This window comes from Holophaga foetida DSM 6591 (assembly GCF_000242615.2).
Lineage (GTDB): Bacteria > Acidobacteriota > Holophagae > Holophagales > Holophagaceae > Holophaga > Holophaga foetida.
On sequence record NZ_KI912268.1, the window covers coordinates 2851766 to 2873663 of the forward strand.

General features: G+C 65.3%; 20 protein-coding genes and 2 pseudogenes. 12 read left to right on the top strand and 10 right to left on the bottom strand.

Going from position 1 to position 21898, the window contains the following annotated elements:
* Nucleotides 1–644 (top strand): annotated as a pseudogene (locus tag HOLFODRAFT_RS21140) (IS91 family transposase); the annotation flags it as partial.
* 295 nt (nucleotides 645–939) lie between these two features.
* Here the strand turns inward: HOLFODRAFT_RS21140 and HOLFODRAFT_RS0212775 are convergent.
* The 8 genes from HOLFODRAFT_RS0212775 to HOLFODRAFT_RS23285 all read right to left on the bottom strand — a co-directional run bounded on the left by HOLFODRAFT_RS0212775 (nucleotide 940) and on the right by HOLFODRAFT_RS23285 (nucleotide 10117).
* The gene (locus HOLFODRAFT_RS0212775) at nucleotides 940–1275 is read right to left on the bottom strand and encodes a metallophosphoesterase family protein (RefSeq protein WP_005035942.1); all 336 of its coding nucleotides are present in this window, start codon (nucleotides 1273–1275) and stop codon (nucleotides 940–942) included.
* A gap of 116 nt (nucleotides 1276–1391) precedes the next feature.
* A complete protein-coding gene (locus HOLFODRAFT_RS0212780) occupies nucleotides 1392–1727 on the bottom strand; it encodes a hypothetical protein (RefSeq protein WP_148300448.1) in 336 nt (111 codons plus the stop codon).
* Between the two features lie 139 nt (nucleotides 1728–1866).
* Nucleotides 1867–2727, bottom strand: coding sequence for a radical SAM protein (locus tag HOLFODRAFT_RS0212790; protein ID WP_005035945.1), 861 nt, complete (start codon nucleotides 2725–2727; stop codon nucleotides 1867–1869).
* Nucleotides 2728–2944: 217 nt separating this feature from the next.
* Nucleotides 2945–4000 (bottom strand): chemotaxis protein CheB, encoded by a 1056-nt coding sequence (locus tag HOLFODRAFT_RS23275; protein ID WP_005035946.1) that lies wholly within the window; start codon nucleotides 3998–4000, stop codon nucleotides 2945–2947.
* Nucleotides 3997–6129: a hybrid sensor histidine kinase/response regulator gene (locus HOLFODRAFT_RS0212800; RefSeq protein WP_005035947.1), complete on the bottom strand. Its 2133-nt coding sequence runs from the start codon at nucleotides 6127–6129 to the stop codon at nucleotides 3997–3999. The genes HOLFODRAFT_RS23275 and HOLFODRAFT_RS0212800 overlap by 4 nt, the downstream gene beginning before the upstream one ends.
* Before the next feature lie 13 nt (nucleotides 6130–6142).
* On the bottom strand, nucleotides 6143–7576 hold the full coding sequence (locus tag HOLFODRAFT_RS23280; protein WP_005035949.1) for a methyl-accepting chemotaxis protein: 1434 nt from the start codon (nucleotides 7574–7576) through the stop codon (nucleotides 6143–6145).
* A 10-nt stretch (nucleotides 7577–7586) separates the two neighbouring features.
* Entirely contained in the window at nucleotides 7587–8666 is a 1080-nt protein-coding gene (locus HOLFODRAFT_RS0212810; RefSeq protein ID WP_005035950.1) for a chemotaxis protein CheW, read from the bottom strand.
* The gene (locus tag HOLFODRAFT_RS23285) at nucleotides 8663–10117 is read right to left on the bottom strand and encodes a CheR family methyltransferase (protein WP_005035952.1); all 1455 of its coding nucleotides are present in this window, start codon (nucleotides 10115–10117) and stop codon (nucleotides 8663–8665) included. The genes HOLFODRAFT_RS0212810 and HOLFODRAFT_RS23285 overlap by 4 nt, the downstream gene beginning before the upstream one ends.
* A gap of 173 nt (nucleotides 10118–10290) precedes the next feature.
* On the opposite strand from HOLFODRAFT_RS23285, the gene HOLFODRAFT_RS21160 reads away from it, so the two are divergent.
* A complete protein-coding gene (locus HOLFODRAFT_RS21160; RefSeq protein ID WP_005035954.1) occupies nucleotides 10291–11562 on the top strand; it encodes a diguanylate cyclase in 1272 nt (423 codons plus the stop codon).
* A 136-nt stretch (nucleotides 11563–11698) separates the two neighbouring features.
* On the opposite strand, the gene HOLFODRAFT_RS0212825 is transcribed toward HOLFODRAFT_RS21160, so the two are convergent.
* Nucleotides 11699–13393, bottom strand: coding sequence for a DNA repair protein RecN (locus HOLFODRAFT_RS0212825; protein ID WP_005035955.1), 1695 nt, complete (start codon nucleotides 13391–13393; stop codon nucleotides 11699–11701).
* Nucleotides 13394–13531: 138 nt separating this feature from the next.
* On the opposite strand from HOLFODRAFT_RS0212825, the gene HOLFODRAFT_RS0212830 reads away from it, so the two are divergent.
* Nucleotides 13532–14353, top strand: coding sequence for a DAPG hydrolase family protein (locus HOLFODRAFT_RS0212830; protein ID WP_005035957.1), 822 nt, complete (start codon nucleotides 13532–13534; stop codon nucleotides 14351–14353).
* Between the two features lie 378 nt (nucleotides 14354–14731).
* Here HOLFODRAFT_RS0212830 and HOLFODRAFT_RS0212835 read toward each other — a convergent pair whose 3' ends face one another.
* On the bottom strand, nucleotides 14732–15373 hold the full coding sequence (locus HOLFODRAFT_RS0212835; protein ID WP_005035960.1) for a hypothetical protein: 642 nt from the start codon (nucleotides 15371–15373) through the stop codon (nucleotides 14732–14734).
* A 138-nt stretch (nucleotides 15374–15511) separates the two neighbouring features.
* On the opposite strand from HOLFODRAFT_RS0212835, the gene HOLFODRAFT_RS25535 reads away from it, so the two are divergent.
* From HOLFODRAFT_RS25535 to HOLFODRAFT_RS25105, 9 genes and pseudogenes are all read left to right on the top strand, one after another.
* On the top strand, nucleotides 15512–16225 hold the full coding sequence (locus HOLFODRAFT_RS25535; protein WP_005035962.1) for a sigma 54-interacting transcriptional regulator: 714 nt from the start codon (nucleotides 15512–15514) through the stop codon (nucleotides 16223–16225).
* A gap of 36 nt (nucleotides 16226–16261) precedes the next feature.
* On the top strand, nucleotides 16262–17650 hold the full coding sequence (gene tnpC, locus HOLFODRAFT_RS0212845; protein WP_005031572.1) for an IS66 family transposase: 1389 nt from the start codon (nucleotides 16262–16264) through the stop codon (nucleotides 17648–17650).
* 65 nt (nucleotides 17651–17715) lie between these two features.
* Nucleotides 17716–18159: pseudogene (locus HOLFODRAFT_RS25885) on the top strand (sigma 54-interacting transcriptional regulator); the annotation flags it as partial.
* Nucleotides 18160–18318: 159 nt separating this feature from the next.
* Nucleotides 18319–18474: a helix-turn-helix domain-containing protein gene (locus HOLFODRAFT_RS25545; RefSeq protein WP_280113207.1), complete on the top strand. Its 156-nt coding sequence runs from the start codon at nucleotides 18319–18321 to the stop codon at nucleotides 18472–18474.
* A 1-nt stretch (nucleotide 18475) separates the two neighbouring features.
* Nucleotides 18476–18985 carry a flavin reductase family protein gene (locus tag HOLFODRAFT_RS0212855; protein WP_005035964.1) on the top strand — a complete coding sequence of 170 codons (510 nt, stop codon included), beginning with the start codon at nucleotides 18476–18478 and terminating at the stop codon, nucleotides 18983–18985.
* 5 nt (nucleotides 18986–18990) lie between these two features.
* A complete protein-coding gene (gene zupT, locus HOLFODRAFT_RS0212860; protein WP_005035965.1) occupies nucleotides 18991–19791 on the top strand; it encodes a zinc transporter ZupT in 801 nt (266 codons plus the stop codon).
* Between the two features lie 13 nt (nucleotides 19792–19804).
* Nucleotides 19805–20674 carry a 50S ribosomal protein L11 methyltransferase gene (locus HOLFODRAFT_RS0212865; RefSeq protein ID WP_005035967.1) on the top strand — a complete coding sequence of 290 codons (870 nt, stop codon included), beginning with the start codon at nucleotides 19805–19807 and terminating at the stop codon, nucleotides 20672–20674.
* On the top strand, nucleotides 20671–21462 hold the full coding sequence (gene murI, locus HOLFODRAFT_RS0212870) for a glutamate racemase (RefSeq protein ID WP_005035970.1): 792 nt from the start codon (nucleotides 20671–20673) through the stop codon (nucleotides 21460–21462). The genes HOLFODRAFT_RS0212865 and murI overlap by 4 nt, the downstream gene beginning before the upstream one ends.
* A 112-nt stretch (nucleotides 21463–21574) precedes the next feature.
* A complete protein-coding gene (locus tag HOLFODRAFT_RS25105; RefSeq protein WP_211237960.1) occupies nucleotides 21575–21856 on the top strand; it encodes an AAA family ATPase in 282 nt (93 codons plus the stop codon).
* The last annotated feature ends 42 nt before the right edge of the window (nucleotides 21857–21898 follow it).

The following is a 21898-nucleotide window of genomic DNA, read 5'->3' on the forward strand; positions in this document are numbered from 1 at the left end:
CGCTTCCACCCCCATGTCCACGTGCTGGCCACGGCGGGCGGGCTTTCGCTGGATGGGAGCCGGTTCGTCCACGCCAGAAAGGACTACCTGTTCCCGGTGAAGGCCATGGGCAAGCTGCTGCGGGGAAAGATGCTGGATGCCCTGCGAGGACTCCGCCGGAAGGGCATCCTGCCAGATCAGGGCTTCAATGCCCTCATGGCCACCCTCGCCCGCCACAAGTCCTGGGTCGTCTATGCGAAAGCCCCCTTCCGGCGTTCCCAGCATGTGCTGAGCTACCTGGGGCGCTACACCCACCGGGTGGGTATCGCCAATTCCCGGCTGATCGACGTGGGCCGGGGCATGTCACCTTCCGCACCCGGGGCCAGCAGACCGTCACCCTCCACCCCATCGAGTTCCTGCGCCGCTTTGTCCAGCATGTCCTTCCGGATGGCTTCCATAAGATCCGGCACTTTGGCCTCTACGCCTCGGCCCAGGGTGGAGGTCTGCTGGAACAGGCCAGGGCCCTGCTGCCTGCTCCGAAACCCAGAGCCGAGGCGTGTCCAGCCGAAGGCACGGGGCAACGCTGCCCTCATTGTGGTGGTCTGATCCTCTGGCGACCGCTGATGAGTGAAGCCTCCAGGGCACCCCCGGCGGTGATGCCATGACTGTCAGCCTCTCAGCTATCCATCACCTGCACCACGACCTCCACCACGGCGGGACGGCGAAGCCCTGCTATGACGCCAACTCGGTCCAAGCCCCTGCCGGGACTGTCGGGCTCAGCAGTCAGCAATCCCTGGGCGACAGGGGACCTGGCGTCCCCAAAAGTGGATCAGCAGGCGCGATTTCCCCATAGCCCTCGCCCAACTCCCCCGCCGCTCCGGGCTTGTTCAACACCGCATTTCATCGGTGGGGGCTCCGTCTACCTGAGGCAGCCTCGCCCACGCCCCACCGACGAAATGCTCACTGCTTGTAGGCCATGAGGAAGTGGTTGACCTGCTCACCGTCCTTGGTGAGGTCCCCGCTGATCATCATGAAGTCCGGTTTCTGGGTTTTCACATCCGTGAGGGCGGCATCGAGGATCTCCTCACTCTGGGCGATCATCTTTCGATCATTGGCGAGGTATTCATCGAAGGCCGTGCCGCTGGCCCCCAGGGTTGTGGCGTCGTGGAGGTGGGTGTCGCTCATCACCGCAAAGGTGGCCTGTCCGGCGGAGTGGGAGGAACTGCCTCCGCCGCAGCCGATAAGGGTGGCCAGGGCGAGGGCCGGGGCGAGGGCAAAACGTTGATGGGAATGCATGCGGGCCTCCGGATTGGATTCGGCGGTTCATTGGAACCATCGGATGCTATCGGGGCCATGAATTCCAGGGTAATTGGGTGTGACTTAGAGGGCAGGCCTCCGGGGAGGGGAGGTCTTCATGCCTCAGGGATCACCAACTCAACCTCGTTATTTTCTCGGGAGGCCTCGGGGATCTCGGCGTCGCGGACAGAAAGGAAGACGGCGCGGGCGATGGGGGATACGGCGTCACCTGGGTTGCGGTCGGTGCAGGTCAGGGTCGCCAGGTTGAGCGTCGTGGTCCGCAATATCGTGGTCTGGCCTGCCAGATTGGTGCGGACCACCTGGTAGGGGACACCGGTCATGGCGACTTCCCGGTCGGTGTTCTGGAGGCTGAAACTCAGCGTGACGCCATCCGCGGTGCCCGGGCTCGCGGGCGAGGCTGCCAGGTTCGACGAAATCCGAGCATCGCGCACGTTGATCGCTGCCGTCGAAGAGGAAGAACAGCCAACTAGGCCAAGGGTCGCTGATAGCAGAATGAGCCTTGATACGAGGATATACATGGGAATTTCCTTGGATTTTTACGTCAGTGTATCACTCCTCCTCTGCGAGTGGTCATAGCCCCCTCGCCCACTTGGGCCTCAGCCCCACGCGCCCCTCCAGGGCCCCGTCGATGGTGGCCAGGATGGAACCCCTGTCCCGGGGCAGGCGTCCAGCGATGGGGAGGTAGTTGGAGGCGTGGTTGGAGCGGAAGATGGCCGAGGTGGGGGCTACCTCTTCCACAAAGCAGCGCAGTTCCCACAGGAGCTCGGGCACGGAGGGCAGCTCGAAGCGGCTCTGTCGCGTGATGGGGGTGTCCGGGATCACCGTCAGGGTCAGGGTGGATAGGTACTTGGGATCCATGGCGGTGGCCAGCCGGGCCGAGGCTCGGGCGTGCTCCAGGCTGCGCTCCTGGCCCCCGATGCCGAGAAGGAACATCAGGGATTGGTCCATGCCTGCGGCCCTGGCCTTCCGGGCCGCCTCCAGGTGCTCCCCGGCGCTGCTGCCCTTGCCGATGCGCCGCAGGGTCTCGTCGTCCCCGGATTCGGGGCCGATGTAGAGCAGGGACAGGCCCCGTTCCCGCAAACGCCGCAACTCCTCCGGCGTCTTCTCCAGGATGTTGCGGGCGGTGGCGTAGGTGCCCACCCGCCGGAGTCGGGGGAAGGCCTCCCTCAGGGCCTCCAGGATGGGCTCCCAGTGCCCCATGGGCATGACCAGGGCATCGCCGTCGGCTACGAAGACGTGTCGCACCTCGTCGGCGAAGGTGCTGGACTCCGCGATCTCTTCCAGCAGCTCCTCCAGGGGCCTCACCTGGAAGGGGCGGCCCCGGTACATGGCGCAGAAGGCGCAGGCGTTCCAGGAGCACCCGTGGGTGGCCTGGAGGATGAAGGACTCGGCTTCGCTGGGGGGGCGGTAGAGGGGTTCGAGGTAGCGCACTCAAGCAGTCTATACGGCAGTTCATCAGCCTTTAGGATAAAATGATTAAAATATATAACTGTCGGCGAAGGCTGCTGGGTTCATGATTTGCCGTCGCATCCCAGTGTGGATTTCGCTACGTTTGACGGCAAATTGGTACGACAGTGCACGCAGATGGGGAGGATCCCCTGGAGCGTCTTGATGCGGGCCACATGGCTGTCGTCGGCTTCCAGTATCCTCACGGCGCGCTTCTTTCCCGAGGACCGACGATGCGTTTCAACGCGGCGACCATTTCCAGTGGGTTCATCATCGCCTGGGCTGCCCCCAGATCCGCCGCCGCCTTGGGCATGCCGTAGACGACACAGCTGTCCTCATCCTGGGCGAAGGTGAGCCCTCCGGCGTTCCGGATCGCCTTCAGGCCTTGAGCCCCGTCCCGTCCCATGCCCGTGAGGAGCAGGGCGCAGGTCTGCCTGCCCGCATTCCCGGCCAGGCTGTGGAAGAGCCGATCCACAGAGGGGACCAGATGGTCCTCGGCAAGCGGCATCACCGAAGCCAGGTGGGCCGAGGAGTCCAGAATGAGATGCTGGCCCTCCTCGGGCAGGTAGAGGACCCCTGGGCGGGGGATCTCACCCTCCGCACCGGATTTGACGGCCCATCCCGTGGTTCGGGAGAGGCTGTTTCCAAAGTCCCGCATGAACCCCTTTTCCATGTGGATGGACAGCAGGATCGGAAGCGGGAAGCCTTTGCCCAGGGCCTTCAGGATGCTCAGGATGACCGGAGGGCCGCCGGTGCTTGCGCCAATCGCCAGTAGATCCGGGGAGGAGCTGCGCGGGAGTATGAGCGGAGCCGGAGTGCGTGCATCAGAGACGGACCGTCGGGAAATGGGCTTCACATGCTTCAGGGCCCGCAGGAGGCCCTGGAAGGCCTCCCGGCTCTCGGAGAGTTCTGCGGGCGAACCGGCCCTTGGCTTGGCCCGCGCCTCCATGGCCCCCAGGCCCAGGCACTTCATGGCCATCTCCCGGTCTCCGGCGTCCAGGGCATCACTCAGGACCACGATGGGGATGGGCTGGTTCTCCATGACCCACTGGATGAGCTGGAAGCCATCCATGCCAGGCATGTTCAGGTCGGTGACGAGGATATCCGGCCGGAGACGCTCCAGGTCGGCCCGGGCCTGCAGGCCATCCGCTCCGATGCCTGCCGAAGCCAGGTCCGGCGCACCCTCCAGCAGGCTCTGGAGCACACGGGCCACGGTGGGACTGTCTTCAGCGAAGTAGACACGGGTCACGGGTCTCATATCAGATTCCGGAGGCTTTCCAGCAGTTGTTCCTGGTCAAAGCTGCCCTTGGAGAGGTAGGCGTTGGCGCCCGCATCCAGACCCCTGCGGCGATCCTCTTCGCTGGCCAGGGTGGTGACGAGCACCACGGGCAGGCGGGCCAGGGTTGGCGAGGACCGGATCCTCTCGGTGAGCTGGTAGCCATCAAGCCCCGGCATCTGGACATCGCTGACCACCGCATCGAAGGCCTGGGTGCCGAGCCGCCCCCAGGCATCCAGTCCGTCCACGGCCGGCTGGACCTTGTACCCGGCCGCTTCGAGGATGCGGCGCAACTGGACCCGGGTGGTCAGGCTGTCATCGGCCAGGAGGATGGTCCGTGGCCGTTGGATCTCTGATGGGTCTTCAAGGGTGGCCGCTTTGCCCAGCCATGAAGACCGGGCCAGACGGACCAGGTGGATGGGATCTGCGAGCAGCAGGATCCGGCCGTCCCCCATGAGGCTGGCGCCATGGAAGGACTTCAGCCCTTTCAGCCGCATGGGCAGGGGCTTCTCCAGCACCTCGAATTCACCCACCAGTTCGTCGACCCCCAAGGCGACCTGGTCTCCGGCGGCTTCCAGGACGACCACGTAGGACAGCTCCTGGGTTCTCGCTGGTCGGCCCAGGATGCCTCCCGCAGAGACCATCAGGATCGGCTTCCCTTCGAAGAGCAGGGCCGGTCGGCCCTCCAGCAGCTGGCGTTCGCCGGGGGAGACCTTGAGGCAGGCCCGGACGGAGACGGACGGCAACCCGAGCGTGACCCCTGAAGCGGAGACCTGGAGCACCCGGGTGCTCGCCAGGCTCTGGGGCAGCCACAGGTGGATCTGGGTGCCCAGCCCAGGCTTGCTGAAGAGCTGGAGGTCCCCCTTGAGGTCCGCCACTTCCGTGGCGACAACATCCAGGCCCACTCCGCGTCCGCTGAACTCCGAGGCTTCCTTCCGGGTGCTGAAGCCGGGGCGGAAGAGCAGGCGGAGCAGGTCCTCCTGGCCGTCGAAGGTGCCATCGAGCAGGCCCTGCTGCTCACCGACTTCGCGGATCATTGCGAGGTCCACCCCCCTGCCGTCGTCTTCCACCCGCAGCAGGATACCGTTCCGCTCCTGGCTCGCGGAAAGCCGGAGCAGGCCCTGCTCGGGTTTCCCGCCCAGGCGCCTTGCATCTGGCAGCTCGATGCCGTGGTCCAGGGCATTCCGGATCAGGTGGAGGAGGGGATCCCGCAGACCCTCGGCGAGGCGCTTGTCCAGCTCGATCTCTCCGCCCGCCGTCTCCAGGCGGGCCTGTTTCCCCATGGCACTGGCCATATCCCTGACCCACTTGGCAGCGGGCTCGAAGAGGGTGCTCAGGGGGACCATGCGGGTCCGGAGCACGGCTGCTTCCAGGGCTTCGAAACTGCGCTCAGAAAGGGCGGCCTCTTCGGCGAGGGCCTGGGCCAATCGATTGGCCCGCTGGACAATCCTTCCTGCCTCTTCCTTGTCCTGGGAGATGCGGCGCAGGGTCTCTTCCAGGAAATCCCGGAGTTCCGCGGCCTCCTCGGCATGGATCGTCTGGCGCTGGCGGGCTACCAGCAGCTCACCCACCTGGTTGAGAAGCGCATCCAGCTTGGGGACAGGAACCCGGAGCACCTCCAGGGGGGCATGGGAGCTCTCTGCTGGAATGCCGACGGGGCTCGTTCCCAGAAGGGGGGCTGCTGGCCTGGTCTCTGGAACGTCTGCAGCTTCAGAGGGCTCAGGGACGGCTTCCAGGCATCCCCTCACCCAGGATTCCAGTTCCGCCGCCAGGGGCGCCGTCTCCTGCTCCTCCAGGGTTGCGTGCAGGAGTTGCCCAAAGCCATCCATGGCCCTGGAAAGATGGTCGAAGTGTGTCAGCCCCAGGGCAATCCTCCCCTCCCTGAGCCTGCTCAGCACATCCTCCAGGGCATGGGCGGCCTGGGCGAGATCCATGCATCCCATGACCCGTGCCGTGCCCTTGAGGCTGTGGGCTGCGCGGAACATGCGATCCACCCATTCCGCTTGGCCGGGATTCACTTCAAGGGCCAGGAATCCCTCCGTGAGGAGCGCGAGGTAGTCCTCACACTCCGCAGAGAAAAGGGGGCGCATATCGGGAGGGATCGCAGTCATCGGCTTATTCCCGCTAGATCATTCGACGGAGGTTGTCCCCCATGACCTGGAGTTGGCGGACGCCTGCCCGGATCTGGCTCATGCCGTTCACACTCTCCTTCGCACCGGCGTGGATGTTGGCGATGGCCTCGTTCACCTGGCGCACCCCGATGGCCTGCTGGCGGAGATTCAGGACGATCTGCTGGGTGTTCTGGACGGCCTCCTCCAGCGCGTCCACGATGCCATCGGCGTTCCCGATGGACTCCTGGGCCACCCGGATCGTGATATCGACGCGCTTGCTCCCCTCTTCGGCCGTCATCACGGTGGTATTGGTGGCCCTCTGGATCTGGGAGACCATTGTGCCGATCCGCTCCAGGGCGTGCTTGCTCTGATCGGCCAGCTTCCGGATCTCCGAGGCGACCACTGCGAAGCCTCGACCATGCTCTCCGGCGCGGGCGGCCTCCACGGCAGCATTCAGCGCAAGGAGGTTGGTCTGTCCTGCGATCTCGGAAACCGTGCCGAGGATGGTGCCAATCTGACTGGTCTGCTCCGAGAGGTCCTGGATCTGCTTGGCGATGGCATCCACCGTCACCTTCAGGGTGCCCATCTCTTCCACATTGCCCTTGAGGTTGTCCCCCCACTGGCGGACGGCGGCCAGGGAGAGGCTGGCCCGCTGGGAGACCGCTTCTCCACTTTCCGAGGCCTGTCCGCCCGTGGCGGTGAGCTCGTGGACGGTGCTGACGATTTCGGTCAGGGAAGAGGATTGTTCTGATATGATCTGTTCATGTTCGGTGAGGGCGGCCGCGATCTGGGTCGTGCTCGTGGCGGTGGCGTTGACGGCGTCCCCCATTTCCTGACTGGCCTTGCGGAGGGTCAGGAGGAACACTGATCCCCCAATCAGCAGGGTGATGAGGGTGGAGAGGATGGTGGCCATCTGGGTGGAGGTCCGCAGGCGGGCAGCTTCGCTTGCGAGGCCTTTCTGGATGGTGTGCTGATGCTCCGCGAAGGCGTTGAAGGGGGGCAGGAGCTCTTCGTGGATATAGAAATCATTGTTCAGCTTCCCCTTCCCGCCATTGGCGAAGCCCTGCCAGAAGGGCTCGGAGACCTCCCGCTTGTAGCGCTCGAAACGGGAGTGCCACTGCTCGTAGGGCCCGATATCCGAACCTGTCTGGGCCATGATGGCCTTGACCTCTTCGTGGAGCTGTTGCTCCTTCTCGACGTACTCCCTGTAGGCGTTCCGGGCCCTTTCGCTCGCTTCGAGGGCCTGTGCCCGGTTGGCGTTCAGGGTGGCCGCCTGGTAGAAGAGCTGCAAATCCGCCTTGCGCATGAGGTTGTCGAGCCGATCAACCTTGCTGTTGATCTCCGCCAGGGCGGAGACCTGACGATGCACGTACCCGCCGCTGGTCAGCAGCAACAGGCCGACAAAGGCCAGCGCAGTGTATAGCTTCCGGGATAGGGACCAGGACATGGGGGCTCCTTCAGGAGAATTCGGAATCGCGGATCGAAAGGCCAGGGTGTTCCAGCAGTGCCTGGAGACTGATGAGGCTCGACAGCCGATCCCCTTCCAGCCACTCGCCTTCCAGCAATCGCTGCCCATCCTGGATGGGGTGGGGGCGAAGGCGTTCGTGAACGATGTCCACCACATTCCCGGCCGCCTCGGCGTATATCCCAAGGCTGCCGGCACCGTCCTGGATCACCAGCAGCCGGGCGTCGGGCATCAGGCTCGCCTGGGGGATGCCCAGAAGGGGCCGGATGTCGGCGACGACCAGGGGTTCCCCCCGATAGCTTGCGAGACCCAGGATGGCTGCGGGAGTGCCGGGCACGGGGAAGATGGGGGGGAAGTGCATGATCTGGCGGATCTGCTTGAGGGGGATCGCAAAGGCTTCGCCCCCGAGGAGGATCTCCATGCAGGCATGGCCAAGGTTTTCGTCAAGGTTCCGAAGCTCCAGGGCCTCCGAAGCCCGCTGGCGCAGACGCGCTTCGACCTGGGGATCCAACCCTCCGAAAAGGGCATCGTACCGGTCATCCTTGTCCTGGGTCCTGGCCGCCGCCTCCAGGGCTTCAAGATCCAGAAGGTGGTAGAGCCGTTCGCCTTTGCGCGCCAGGGCGCGGACGAAGGGGGGGCGGTCCTCTGCCCCGGGATCCTCCTTGGGCTTCCGCAGCTCAGCCTCATCGAACTCAAGGAGATCCTCGACCTCCTCCGCCATCAGGCCCCGCAATCCGCCCTTGGAAGAGAAGACCAGAAGCACATCCCCGGAGCTGATTCTGCGCTCGGGCAGGCCCAGGAGAAGGGCCAGGTCCAGGACCGGGATGGACTCTCCCCTGAGGTTGGAATAGCCGAGCAGGGCTCCGGTGTTCCCTTCCGTGGGTTGCAGCAAGGGCAGGTAGAGAAGCTCCGACACGGCCTCCATGGGGACGGCGTGGCGGCGGCCCGACAGACTGAAGCCCAGAAAGCTGCTGCAGGCGAAGGGAACGGGTCGCTCGCGGGGCTCACCCCGCGTCCCCCCGACCTGGTGTTCAGGCCAAGCCTGGACATCGCGTTCGCTGGAATCTGTCAAAACGCTGCCCTCCCGTTGCCAGCCTGTCTACATCTTTCCCGCAACTCCCTGCAGCGGGTGAGCACTTCTTCGCATCCGAAGGGTTCCAGATCCGGCACCGGGTCCTGGCCCTCCATCCGCCCCAGGATTTCGATGGCCCGGTCCAGATCCTTGAGGGCATCTGGGATGCGGTTCCAGACTTCGAAGAGATGGGCGCGATCCATGCGCGCCGCCACGTGATCGGGTTCGAGGTAGAGAACGCGATCGAGCGACTTCAGGGTTTCCGCCGTCTGCCCCTGCTCCGAAGCCAGCAGGGAACGCAGGTAGTTCAGGGGAACGCTCAAAGGGTTGCGGGACAGGCTTTCAGTGAGCATGGTCTGGGCCTCCGCCAGCTTGCCCAGGTTTGCCAGGGATTGGACGTTCAGACGAACGGCCTCTTCCTGGCGAGGGGCGGCGCTCACCAGGGACTGGGAGATTTTCAGCGCCCGGCCATGCTCGCCGGCGGCCATGGCGTCCGAGGCTTCTTTGAGGAGGTTGCGGGGCTTGGGCGGGTGGTGTTTCGCGGTGGACGGCAGGCGAGGTTTCATCCCAACAGCGTGTGCACAGGGTTGGGGGGCAGGTTGGAGCGCTGGAGCAGGGGCTTCATGGCCTTCTGCACGGATCATGATCGAGTCCGGGTGCTTCTCGACCCGGAAAAGGCCCGCGACATCGTGACCCAGCTCGCTGTGCCCCAGAACCAGAGCTCCGTTCGGGCGAAGCGCCTTCAGGAATGCCTGGGCTATCCGGAGTCTTTGGGGAAGCGGGAAGTAGATGAAGACGTTGCGGCAGAGGATGAGATCAAAGCCCTCCTCCGTCAGGGGCTCGAAGGGGTCCTGGACGAGGTTGTGCAGCTTGAACTGGACGTGATGGCGGATGGCGGGCTGGAGGTGCCAGTGCCCCCTGGATTCGTGGAACCACTGTTCCCGGAATCCCGGTGGCACCCCCCGGAAGGACCACTCCCGGTATAGGCCGCGCTTCGCCTGGCTCAGGCTCCCCTCGTGGATGTCCGTTCCCAGGACCTCGACCTGCCATCCCTGGGCTTCGGGGAAGATGTCCAGGGCCATGATCGCCAAGCTGTAGGCCTCTTCTCCCGTGGAACACCCGGCGCTCCACAGACGAATGCGCCGGGGGCGCTCCTGGGCGGCGATGGGGAGGAACACCTGGGCTCTGATGGTTTCAAGCTGGGCTGCGTCGCGGAAAAAGAAGGTTTCGCCGACGGTGAGCCGCTCCCTTACCGGACGCCAGGCCTCCCCTGCAGGGTCCTCGCCTTCCAGTCGGTGGAAAAGGGCTTCCAAAGTCTTGAGGCGGTGCGCCTCCAGCCCCAAGCGCAGCGCGGCTTGCAGCTCGGCAAGCGACGCGGGTGTGAACTCCAGACCGAACAGCTCCGCCACCAGATGGCGGAAGGCCCGCAGGGCCATCCGATCAGAGCTCATGGGTGTTCCCCATGGGTTTCGTGCGCATCGTGTTCACCTGAACAGGCTACGGGTGAGCCAGGGGTTTTGCCAGCAGTGCTTGACTGAATTCTTTGGTCGGATGCATTCCGTTTCCCGTGGTCCGCCAGGGGCAAAGGTATACTTTGCCAGGCACCTCTGCCGCTGGGCCGGGAATGAAGGAAAAGCATACGAGCAACGTGATCTACCTTGAAGGGATCACCCCCCTTGAGGAACTCCTGTCCCAAGGCCTCGGGGCCTACGGATTCCGATTCTTCCGGGCCGTTGACACCGAGGAGCTGCTCCGCCTGCTCTATTCGGAGACGGTGGACGCCCTCCTTGTGGATCTGGACCTCGCCGACGGCCAGCCATCCCAGGTCCGGCTCGACGAGCTTCGCCGGTGCCGCCCCTTCACGGTCCCCATGATCGCCCTGAGCCACGGATGGAACGTCGAGCTTCGCCTCCAGGCCGTCCAGGCCGGGTGCAACGCGCTCTTCCCCAAGCCCCCGGACTTTCCTGAACTGGCGGAGTCCCTGGAGCATCTCACCCACCCGGTGACCCCGGCCCCGCATCGGATCCTCGTCGTGGAGGATTCCCCGACCCAGGCCTACTACCTGCGGCGGATCCTGGAGTCCGGAGGCATGGTCGTGGAGCTTGTGACCGAGCCCCTGAAGGTCTTCGATGCCCTGGCCCTCTTCCAGCCGGACCTGATCCTGATGGATCTCTACATGCCGGGGTGCGATGGGCCGGATCTGGCTGCCCTCATCCGGATGGGGCGCGCCTACCTGGACCTGCCGATCGTTTACCTCTCCTCGGAAACCGACCAGGCCAAGCAGCTCAGCGCCATGCGGAAGGGGGCCGACGATTTCCTGACCAAGGGCATCGCTCCGGAATTCCTGCTCAGCAGTGTGCGGATCCGGGCGGAACGCACGCGGCTTCTGCGCAGCCTGGCGCGCCAGGACAGCCTCACGGGATTGTTGAACCACAGCTCCCTCAAAGGGCGACTGGCCGAGGAGGTCCTGCGGACCGAGCGTAGCGGCAGCCACCTCTGCTTCGCGATGCTGGACATCGACCACTTCAAGGCCGTCAACGACAGCTATGGCCATGCCACCGGGGATATGGTGATCCAGGCCCTGGCCTTTCTCCTGAAGCGCCGCCTCCGGCGCACCGATATCGTGGGTCGCTACGGCGGCGAGGAGTTCGGCATCATCCTTCCGGAAACCTCTCTGGGCGACGCCTTCCAGGTGATCAACGGGGTACGGGAGGCCTTTGCGGGCCTGGGCTTCATGGCGGCGGACAAGCCGTTTCACGTCACCTTCTCCGCGGGCATCGCCAGCCTGGACTCATCGATGACGGCGGATGCCCTTTGCGAGACCGCCGATGCCATGCTCTACGTGGGGAAGCGGTCGGGCCGCAACCGGGTGGAACCCCGGATGCAGTCCTCCTGAGACCAAAGCGCCGTCAGCCATAGCGTCTGCGTCCTCGCAGTTACACGTAATCTATGTGTACAGCCTTGTCAGCTTGTTTTGACGGCAGTTCATCACCCTTCCACCGTTCCTGTTCCCTGGCAGGGTGTCCGGGGCCCTACGCCCAGTCCTGGGTCGCCAGGCTCCTGGCGTGGGCCAGGGCCTCGGGGCGGTCGGGATGGCCGGAGAGGAGGCGGGCCAGTTCACGGATCCTGGGTTCGCGCTCCAGCCACTCCAGGCCGCTGCGGGTGCGGCCCTGCCGGGTTTCTTTGGAGAGGAAGCCATGGTGGTGGGCCTTGGCGGCCACCTGCGCCAGATGGGTGACGGCGAGGACCTGGTGGACGCCCGCCAACTCCTGGATGGCGGCGCCCACCGCCAGGGCGGTCTCGCCTCCGAGGCCGGCGTCGACTTCGTCCAGCACCAGGGTCAGAGGCTCTTCGGTGCCCTTGCCCAGGGCGGTGCCAGCCCCCAGCAGGGCCAGCATGAGGCGGCTCAGCTCGCCCCCGGAGGCGATGCGGGCCATGGGCTTGAAACCCTCACCCACGTTGGTCTCGGCCCAGATGGCCAGGGCCGAGAACCCGGCGGGGGAGACCTTGACGGGCCGCCCCTGGTGGAGGGCCGGGCTGGCGCCCTCCTCGGCGATGGAGAGTCGGAGCTGAAGGCGTGTGCCCGCCATGCCCAGACGTTTTAGCCTGGCATGGACCTCCTTCTCCAGTTTTGGCACCAGGGTGGCCCGGCTCAGATGGAGGGTTTCGGCGACGGCAAGGTAGGCCTCGGCGGCCTTGGCCAGGTGCTGCTCCAGTTCCTGGATGGAGCTGGAGCCCCCCAGCAGTTCCTTCTGTTCGGTCTTGAGGTCCAGGAGGCGCGGGGCCAGGTCCTCGGGTTCGCAGCGGTGGCGGCGGGCCAGTTTCTCGAACTGGGCCAGGCGGGCCTCCAGGGCCTCAATGCGCTCGACCCCCTCGCGGCTCCAGCGGATGGCCTGGTCCTGGCTCAGGGCCTGAAGATCCTCGATTTCCAGGAGGGCTGAGCGCAGGCGGTCCAGGTCCCGCTGGGCGTCCGGGAGCACCGCCACGGAGCGTGCCAGGGCCCGGCCCGCAGTCTCCAGAAGGGGCAGGGCCTCCCTCAGGGTCTCGGCCGATTCCCGGAAGGCCTGTTCCAGCTGGGCGGCGTGGCGCAGAGGCTCCCGCTCGGCCCGGAGCTGGGCCCACTCGCCGGGCTTGGGGGCCAGCTTGTCCAGGTCCGCGATCTGCTCGGCCAGCCATTCCAGGCGGCGCTCCCGTTCTGATTCGCTTCGGCGTCGGGCCTTGAGGCGGGTCTCCGCTTCCCGCACCGCCTCCACTTCCGTGGACAGGTCCGGGTGTATCCCCAGCACCTCGTCCAGGAGGGCCAGATGGCGCTCTTCTGACATCAAGGATTGATGGTCGTGCTGGCTGGTCAGGCGCATCCAGATGCGCCCAGCTTCCTTGAGGTCCCCCAGGCTGGCGCTGGCTCCGTTGATCCAGGCTCGGGAGCGGTTGTTGGTGCCCACTTCCCGGCGCAGTACCACCGGCTGCTCCTCCGGCAGACCCCGCTCCCGGAGGAAGGTGTTCCAGGCTTCGAAGGCCCCATCCACCACCGCCTCCACCGTGGCCCGCTCCGTACCTGCGCGCACCAGGTCGCCGTCCCCCCGGGCCCCCAGGAGCAAGGCCAGGGCGTCCACCAGGAGGGACTTCCCGGCGCCCGTCTCGCCTGTCAGCACGGTGAAACCTCCCTCCAGTTCCAGCGAGAGATCTTCCACCAGGGCTAGGTTCTGGATACGAAGGGATGAGAGCATGGGATCAGGCTACCGTATCCAGGCGAACAAAGGACGAAAATGGGGGCTTAGGCTGCTACTTCCGAATGGGAGCTCTTTCCGGAAGCACCTGTGACACAATGGAGGCATACTTAGTCCATAGACTAACCGGAGGGTACCGTGCGATCCATCGACCTGACGCCTGAAGAACAGGCCAAGCCCTATGCCAAGTACTTCAGCCGGGTGCCCGCCACTCCGGATCCGGCCCAGGTGGCGCTCATGGGCAAGCCCATGGACCCCTCCAAGGCCCTGAAGCCCGAAAACATGAACGACCTGCTGAATCCGGGCTACCACGAGGTGGAGTCCGGATGGTGCATCATGCCCAACGGCTCGGGCTACGTGGCCAACCACACGAAGATGCCCGGGGTCACCCTCGACATGATCAACTGGTGGTTCGCCTGGCATGCCCTGGAGGATCTCCGCTACAAGATCTGGTGGCCCGCCGGGCACTACGCCGCCACCATCCCCGATCCCACCGAGCGGGCCCGGGTGCTGGATCCCGCCACCCCCATGGTCAAGCGGTTTCAGGGCGTCACGCATCATGTGGTGGAGGATGTGGGCAACGGGCCCGAGGACATCAGGATCTCCTTCCTGACCCCCGATGACTTCGGCTTCGATATGGCTCGCTTCAAGGCGCCGGCGGTGGGCACCCTGGTGGCCGCCAATGGCAAGAGCCGCCCCGCTGGGGCCTTCTTCCTCCGCCCCTGGGCTCCGGCGATGATGTGCCACTTCATCCGGGAGACCGAGGATGGCATCGAGTTCCGCTCCCGCTTCTGGATGGGCTACCAGGTGGCCGACCGGAAGCCCAAGTGCAAGCTTCCCCCCTTCATCAAGGTTCCCTCCGAGGCCGCCCAGGGCTTGGCCACCCACAACGTCTACGAGTACACCAACCTGGCCTCCTTCCTGCCGCAGATCTACGCAGAGATGAAGGGCGCCATCTGAGGCGATGCCTCGTAAACATTCGCAAAAAAAGGCATAAATTCCACCACGAAGGCACCAAGGGCACCAAGTTTCACGAAGAAAAGCCTGATGTGCCAACCAGGACACTCGGGCTTGGTTCCGGGAGGGATAGGCGGCGAAGGCACGCGAGCGTGCCATAGCCGCCTATCCCTCCCGGAACGCGCACGGCCACCATGCGCCCCTGCGTCGCGGGGCGGCCTGAGTGTCCAGTAAATCGTGCTTCGCCGTGGGAGCCGGCTTTCACACTCGCCCCGGGCTCAATCATTGAGCGCCAGTGAACCCTTGGTGAGTCCTTGGTGTCTTTGTGCCTTCGTGGTGGAAGTCGTTTTTGCGTTTTGGTCTATTGCTTACGCTTCCGCATCAGAACATGACCCCCAGCCCGAAGGTCCACATGCGCTCGAATTCCTGACCGCTGCCCTGGGCCTTCAGGTAGTCCTGGAGCTCCCCGGTGCTCTGGAGCTTGACGGGATGGTCCTTGGTGATGGGCTGCTGGTAGCTGGCGGCAATGTAGGGATCGAGGGGCAGGGGGAGGCGATAGCGCAGGCCCACCCGCAGCCAGGGCCGAGCCAGGGTTTCGGTCTGCTTCACGCCCGCGGCTTCGAAGCGGTAGTGCTGGACCCGCTCGATGGCCCCCAGTTCACCTGCGAGGCCTGTGAAGGGCAGCCAGAACTGGGCGTTGAGTCCCAGGCCCAGGCCGGTCTGGCGGAGCTGGGTGGAGGAGAGCTCGGTGCCATTGAGGAGCTGGCCATCGGCTCGCCAGTGGGAGAACTCGGTCCCCCACTCCAGCTTGAGGATGGGGCCGACCCGGATCAGGCGGTGGCTGGCGCTGAAGATGAGGCCATGTCCGGTGTCCAGGTCGCCGCGGACCAGCTCGCCGCTGCCGGAGATCATGGTCTGGGGCAGGTTCTGCCCCTTGGGGAAGGGGACCTCCAGGCGGAGATCCCAGGTCTGGGCTGCCAGGGGCAGGGAGGTGGCGAGGGCGAGGGCTTTGAGGCGGGACATGGGGAAACCTCGGATCGGGTTGAATGGATAAGTCTCGCATGGGGCAGGGAATCCTTGGGTCTGTCCGGGCGTCAACTTTTTGACTTTGAAGCCTAGCTGTTTGGTTCTAGGCTGTTTCTAACCCTTACAAAGGTTTGGATGAACACACTGCCCCGCCTCCATTGGTCCACTCTAGGCGAGCCCACCCGTGGGCTGGAGCAGCGCTGGGCTGCGGTCTGGGGAGTGAGTCTGGACAAGGGCGCCACGCCGGCCTTGCCGCCGGTGGAGGCGGATCTCTGGGCCATCAGCGCCGAGGCTCCCGAACCTCCTCCGGCCTTGGTCCGGGTGGTGGCCGAGGTGGGGGCCCTGCCGATTCTGCTCCTGCGCTCCACTCTCTTGTCCCCCGAAGCCCTGGCGGCCTGGTCAGCCCTGGGCTCGGTGCGCTGGAGTCCCCTGCGGGAGGACCCTCCCATGCCGGGGCTCCGTCCCCTGGCCCTGCCCCAGGCCCCCCTCACCGCCAGCCAGGCCCTGGGGCTGGGGCTGGTGGGCATCAGCGCCGCCATGCAGGATGTCCTGGCCAAGGCCCGGGCCGCCGCAGCCACCCGGGCCACGGTGCTCCTGACGGGCGAGAGCGGCACCGGCAAGGAAGTCATCGCCCGGGCCATCCACCGCATGAGCAACGAGGCTGACCAGCCCTTCGTGCCGGTCCACTGTGGGGCGATCCCTGAGAACCTGCTGGAATCCGAGCTCTTCGGCTACACCAAGGGGGCCTTCACCGATGCCCGCAAGGACACCCCGGGCAAGTTCCGGGGTAAGCGTTCAGCCCCCGCAGGGGGATGGACGCTTACAAATTCAGTCCATATGAGCCATTAGGTTGTACTTTTCGTTCAGGGTGGCCATGCTCATGGAATGAGCGAGAACGAGCGTCAGCTGATCTCTGAAAACCAGGCCCTAAAGGCAATGGTGGAACAGCTTTTGGGGCGCGTGGCGGATCTGGAGGCGCGCATCACCCAGAACTCCGGCAACAGCTCCAAGCCCCCCAGTTCGGACATGGGTAGGAAGCGCAAGCCACCGGTAGATCCGAGTGGACGGAAGCGCGGCGGTCAGCCGGGTCACGCCGGAAAGACCCGGGAGCAGGTTCCGCCCGAGGAGGTGGATGAGGTGAAGGACGCCGATCCCGAGGCCTGCGAGCGTTGCGGGGAATCCCTGGAGCAGGCCCCCCGGCGGGATGCCATCATCCGGCAGTTCTGCGAGTCGCCAGCGTTCCGGGCCTTCATCACGGAGCTGAGGCAGTGGTCCAAAGCTTGCCCCCGGTGCGGGCATGTCACCCGCGCGGCTGCGCCGGTGGGGACCCCAAAGGGTGCTTTCGGCCCCCGTCTCCAGGCGCTCACCGGGGTGCTCTCGGGGCGCTTCCGGCTGACCAAGCGGGAGATCATGGTGATGCACCGATCCGTCTTTGGCGTGCGGATGTCCCTGGGTTCCGTGGCGGCCTGCTGCAAGTCGGTGAGCGAGGCTGTGGCCCCGACTGCCAGAGCGATCCACGAAGAGGTGAAGGCCTCCCCAGTGGTGCACGCCGATGAAACGGGGTTCGGTCGCTGCGGAGAGGATCGGATGTGGCTCTGGGTCGCCGCAACGGCGGAGGCCGAAGCCTTCCGACTTCTGCCAGGACGGGGCCAAGCGCAGGCCAAGGACATCCTCGGCGAGGACTACCCGGGCATCATCCAGCGCGACCGATGGAAGCCCTACGAGAAGTTCCTCAAGGCCAAGCACCAGCTCTGCCACAGCCACATTCGACGTGACGTGCAGGGGATGTTGGAGAGCAAGGGTGAGACGGGAACCCAGGGCTGCATGCTGAAGCTGGCCAGCGACAAGGCTTTCCATCTGTGGCACCAGTGTGAGCAAGAGGAAATCAGTCGGGAGGAACTGGCCAAGGGGACACAGTCGATCCAGGCGGAGATGCGGGAGCGGTTCGAGATCCTGGCGAAGCACCCCGATACCACCAAGAAAGCACGGGGGACAGCCAACGATCTGCTCCGGCAATGGGATCGACTCTGGACCTACCTGACCCATGAAGGGGTGGTGCCGACCAACAATGAAGCCGAGAGGGCGATCCGCAAGGCGGTGCTGTGGCGGAAGGTGAGCCTGGGGGTGGAGAGCGAGCATGGCGCCCGCTTTGTGGAGCGCATGCTGACCCTGGCAGGCACGGCCCGGAAGCGCGGCGTGGACCTGCTGGAGTGGCTGACTCAGGCCATGAAGGCCAGCCTCGTCGGAATCGCCGCACCGGATTTCACAGCCTGATGCGGTCCCCGTGGAATCAGAAACCCCCTCCATGCGGAGGGGGCTGAACGGCTACGTTCCGGGAGGCCCATGGCGGGACCATCTTCCTGGATGAAGTGGGCACCATGCCCCTGGCGGCCCAGGTGCGGCTTTTGCGGGTGCTCCAGGAGTGGGAGGTCCAGCCCCTGGGGGGCGGGGGCCCCATCAAGGTGGACCTGCGGGTGGTGGTGGCCACCAACCAGGACCTCTGGAAGAAGGTGCAGGACGGCTCCTTCCGGGAGGACCTCTTCTACCGGCTGGAGGTGGTGCCCATCGCCCTTCCGCCCCTGCGCCAGCGCCGGGACGAGGTCCCCTTCCTGGCCCAGCACTTCCTCAATCGCAAGGCCCGGCAGCACGGGCTCTATCCCAAGGCCCTCCATCCCTCGGTGGACCCGCTCCTCATGGCCCTCCCCTGGCCCGGCAATGTGCGCCAGCTGGAGAACGCTGTGGAACGGGCCATCGTGCTCTCCGGTCAGCGCCCCGTGCTCACCCGGGAGGACTTCGCCTTCCTGGCTGAGCGCATGGGGGACTGCCTTCCGGAGATCTCCGTGGCATCCCCGGCCACCGGTCTCTTCACGACTCCCCAGGCGGCTCCCTCGAGTCTGGAGTTGCCGCCGGACGGCCTGGACCTCAACCAGGTGGTCTCGGAGATGGAGAAGAAGCTGATGCTCCAGAGCCTCCAGATCACCCGGGGGAACAAGAAGCGGGCTGCCGAACTCCTGGGCCTCAAGCGCACGACCTTCCTGGAGAAGATGAAGCGCCTGGATCTGGAGGATGTAGAGTTGAGTGCCACTGAGGAGGATTGATATGCAGGGTTTCACCAAATGCGGAGTCGAACACTTCCATGAGAATCCCTTCAGCCTGATCGGACACCAGTGGATGCTCATCACCGCCGGTACCCCAGAGGCCCACAACGCCATGACCGCCAGCTGGGGCGGGCTCGGGGTGCTGTGGCAGAAGAACGTGGCCACCATCTATATCCGGCCCACCCGCTACACCCTGGAGTTCGTGGAGAAGCACGAACTCTTCACCCTCTCCTTCCTGGCCCCTGAGCACCGGGATGCCCACAGCATCTTCGGCAGCGAGTCCGGGCGCCATGTGGACAAGACCCGCAAGAGCGGCTTCACGCCTGTCTCCACTGAGGAGGGCGGCACGACCTTCGAGCAGGCGGAACTGGTGATCCAGTGCCGGAAGCTCTACCACCAGGACCTGGATCCAGCGGGCTTCCTGGACCCCTCCATCGAGGCGCTCTACCCCCTCAAGGACTACCACCGGGTCTTCGTGGGCGAGATCCAGGCGATCTACCGAAGGGGGTGAGCCGAATGCATCCGGCCTTCTGGTTTGCATTCGGGCTTTGTGCCCTGGCCGGTTTGAGCACCGGGGTGGGGAGCCTCCTGGGGATCTTCGCCAAGCGCACCAATACACGCTTCCTCTCGGTGGCCCTGGGCTTTTCCGCAGGGGTCATGATCTACATCTCCATGGTGGAGTTGCTGGTGGATGCCCAGCATCGCCTAGTGCATGTGTGGGGTGTGCGTGGCGGGGGCTGGCTGGCGGCGGGGGCCTTTTTCGGCGGGATGCTCCTCATTGCGGTCATCGACCGCCTGGTGCCCCATGTCATCAACCCCCACGAGGTTCACACCGCCACTGAGATGGCGGCGGATCCCGCGCGGCACAAGCTGCTGAAGACCGGGCTCATGACCGGGCTCGCGGTGGGCATCCACAACTTCCCGGAGGGGATGGCCACCCTCTTCTCGGCCCTCAATGATCCCGCCCTGGGGGTGTTCATCGCCGTGGCGGTGGCTGTCCACAACATTCCTGAAGGCATCGCCGTTTCCGTCCCTATCTACTTTGCCACCGGGAACCGCAGGAAGGCCTTCGCCTACTCCTTCCTCTCCGGCGTGGCCGAGCCCATCGGGGCCCTCCTCGGGTACCTCCTCCTGGCCCCCTATCTCAGTGAAACCCTCTTCGGTCTCGTTTTTGCCGGAATTGCCGGGGTCATGGTCTTCATTTCGCTGGACGAACTGCTTCCCACGGCCCGGGAGTACGGCGAGCACCACTACGCCATCAGCGGGGTGGTTTCGGGCATGGCGGTGATGGCCGTCAGCATGCTCCTCGCCAGGTGATAACCTTAGACCCATGGTAGAGAACACGCTTCATACGAGATGGCGCCTCGAGGTGCCCGTTGCCGCCGAGGATGCCCTCTGCGCCTGGCTGGACGATCAGGGGGCCAGCGCCTACTACCGCGAGGTGGACGCGCCCTTCACCTTCTATGCCTACTTCCCGCCACACCTGGAGGTGCCCAGTGCCGAGGGCCTGAAGGCCTTTGAAGGGGTGCTGCTCCTGGAGGCCGAGACCTTTGCGGACGAGGACTGGCTCGAAAAGAGCCGGGAGGGCTTCGGGTCCTTCGAGGTTGGCAAGACCTTCTACATCAAGCCCCTCTGGGACGAGGCTCCCGCTCCTGCGGGCCGCACGCCCATCGTCGTGAATCCGGGACTGGCCTTTGGTACCGGGGGGCATGAAACCACCCGGCTCTGCATGGAACAGCTGGAGGAGCTGGCGGAGGCTGGGCGCCTGGAAGGTCCCATTCTGGATATTGGCGCGGGCACCGGTATCCTGGCCCTCACGGCCTTCCTGCTGGGGGCCAAGGAACTCACCGCCTTTGATGCCGACCCCGATTGCGGTCCGGCCATGGAGGAGCTCGTGGAGCTCAACCAGGGCGTGCTCCAGGGGCGCAAACCCTATGACAGCTTCGTGGGCCTGCTGGACAACCCGAGGGTCAATGGTCCCTACAGCGGCCTCCTGGCCAACATCCTCCTGATCACCATCCAGGAGCTCCTGCCCCGGATGGCCGAGATCACCCGGCCCGGCTCCTGGCTGGTGGCCTCGGGCATCCTGGCCGAGCAGCAGGACGAGGCTCTGGTGAGCCTGGTATCCCAGGGCTTCCAGCCGAAGAAGGTCCTTCAGGAGGGTGCCTGGGTGGCCATCCTGGCGGAGCGGATGTCATGAACCGGGCCGATCGCCCCATCGGTGTCTTCGACTCCGGCGTGGGCGGGCTGACGGTGGTGCGGGCGCTCCGGCGCCTCCTGCCTGGGGAATCCATCGTCTACCTGGGGGACACTGCCCGGGTGCCCTACGGCAGCAAGTCCCCGGAAACCGTGGCCAAGTATGCCATCCAGGCTGGGGAAATCCTCCAGCGCTTCGATCCCAAGCTCCTGGTCATCGCCTGCAACACGGCCTCTGCCCTGGGGCTGGGGGCTCTCCAGGTCGCGAGTCCCTGTCCGGTTCTTGGGGTGATCGAACCGGGGGCCGAGGCCGCAGCAAAGGTTTCAGGGCCCATCGGTGTCATCGGCACCCTGGCCACGGTCCAGAGCGGGGCATACGATACGGCCATCCGGCGTCGTCGGCCCGATGCGGTCATCCACAGCCTGGCCTGCCCCCTTCTGGTCTCCCTGGCGGAGGAGGGCTGGCTGGACGACCCCATCACAGACAGCGTCTGCCGTCGCTACCTGAACCAGCTCCCCTTCGAGGTGAAGACCCTCATCCTGGGCTGCACCCACTACCCTCTGCTCCTGCCCTCCCTCATGCGGGTCCGGCCCGACACCACCTGGATCGATAGCGGCGAGGTCACCGCCAGGAGCGTGGACCGCCTCCTCCAGGGCTCCCTGGGCTTCCGTACCGCCAGCGCCCGCGGTCCCCTGAAGATCCTCCTGACGGACGCCGGATCCCGGCTGAAGGAGATTGGAGAACGCTGCCTGGGCGAGACCCTGGAGGGCGTGGAACTGGTGGGGATGTAAGGTCCAGACGCCTGGATTGGAGAATCAGCATGCGATGTTTGAAAATCCAACATTAGGTGTTAGATTTTCAAACATGTATGCCAGAGCCCTTTCCTCTAAGCTTTGCGACGCCATGGGGGACACGCCTGTGATCTTCCTGGCCGGGGCCCGTCAGACAGGCAAGAGCACCTTGGTCCAGACGCTGGAGGGGGGTGTCGACTTCCGCACTTTCGATGACTTGGGGGTGCTTTCAGCGGCCAAGGCGGATCCGGAGGGATTCGTGGCCTCCCTCGGGGAGCGTGCGGTGCTGGATGAGGTGCAGCGCGCCCCGGAGCTTCTGCTGCCCATCAAGGCATCCGTCGATCGGAACCGTCGGGCTGGCCGTTTCGTGCTCGCTGGTTCGAGGCCTATCTGACGACGCTGATCCAGCGGGATGTGCGGGACCTTGCGGCCATCG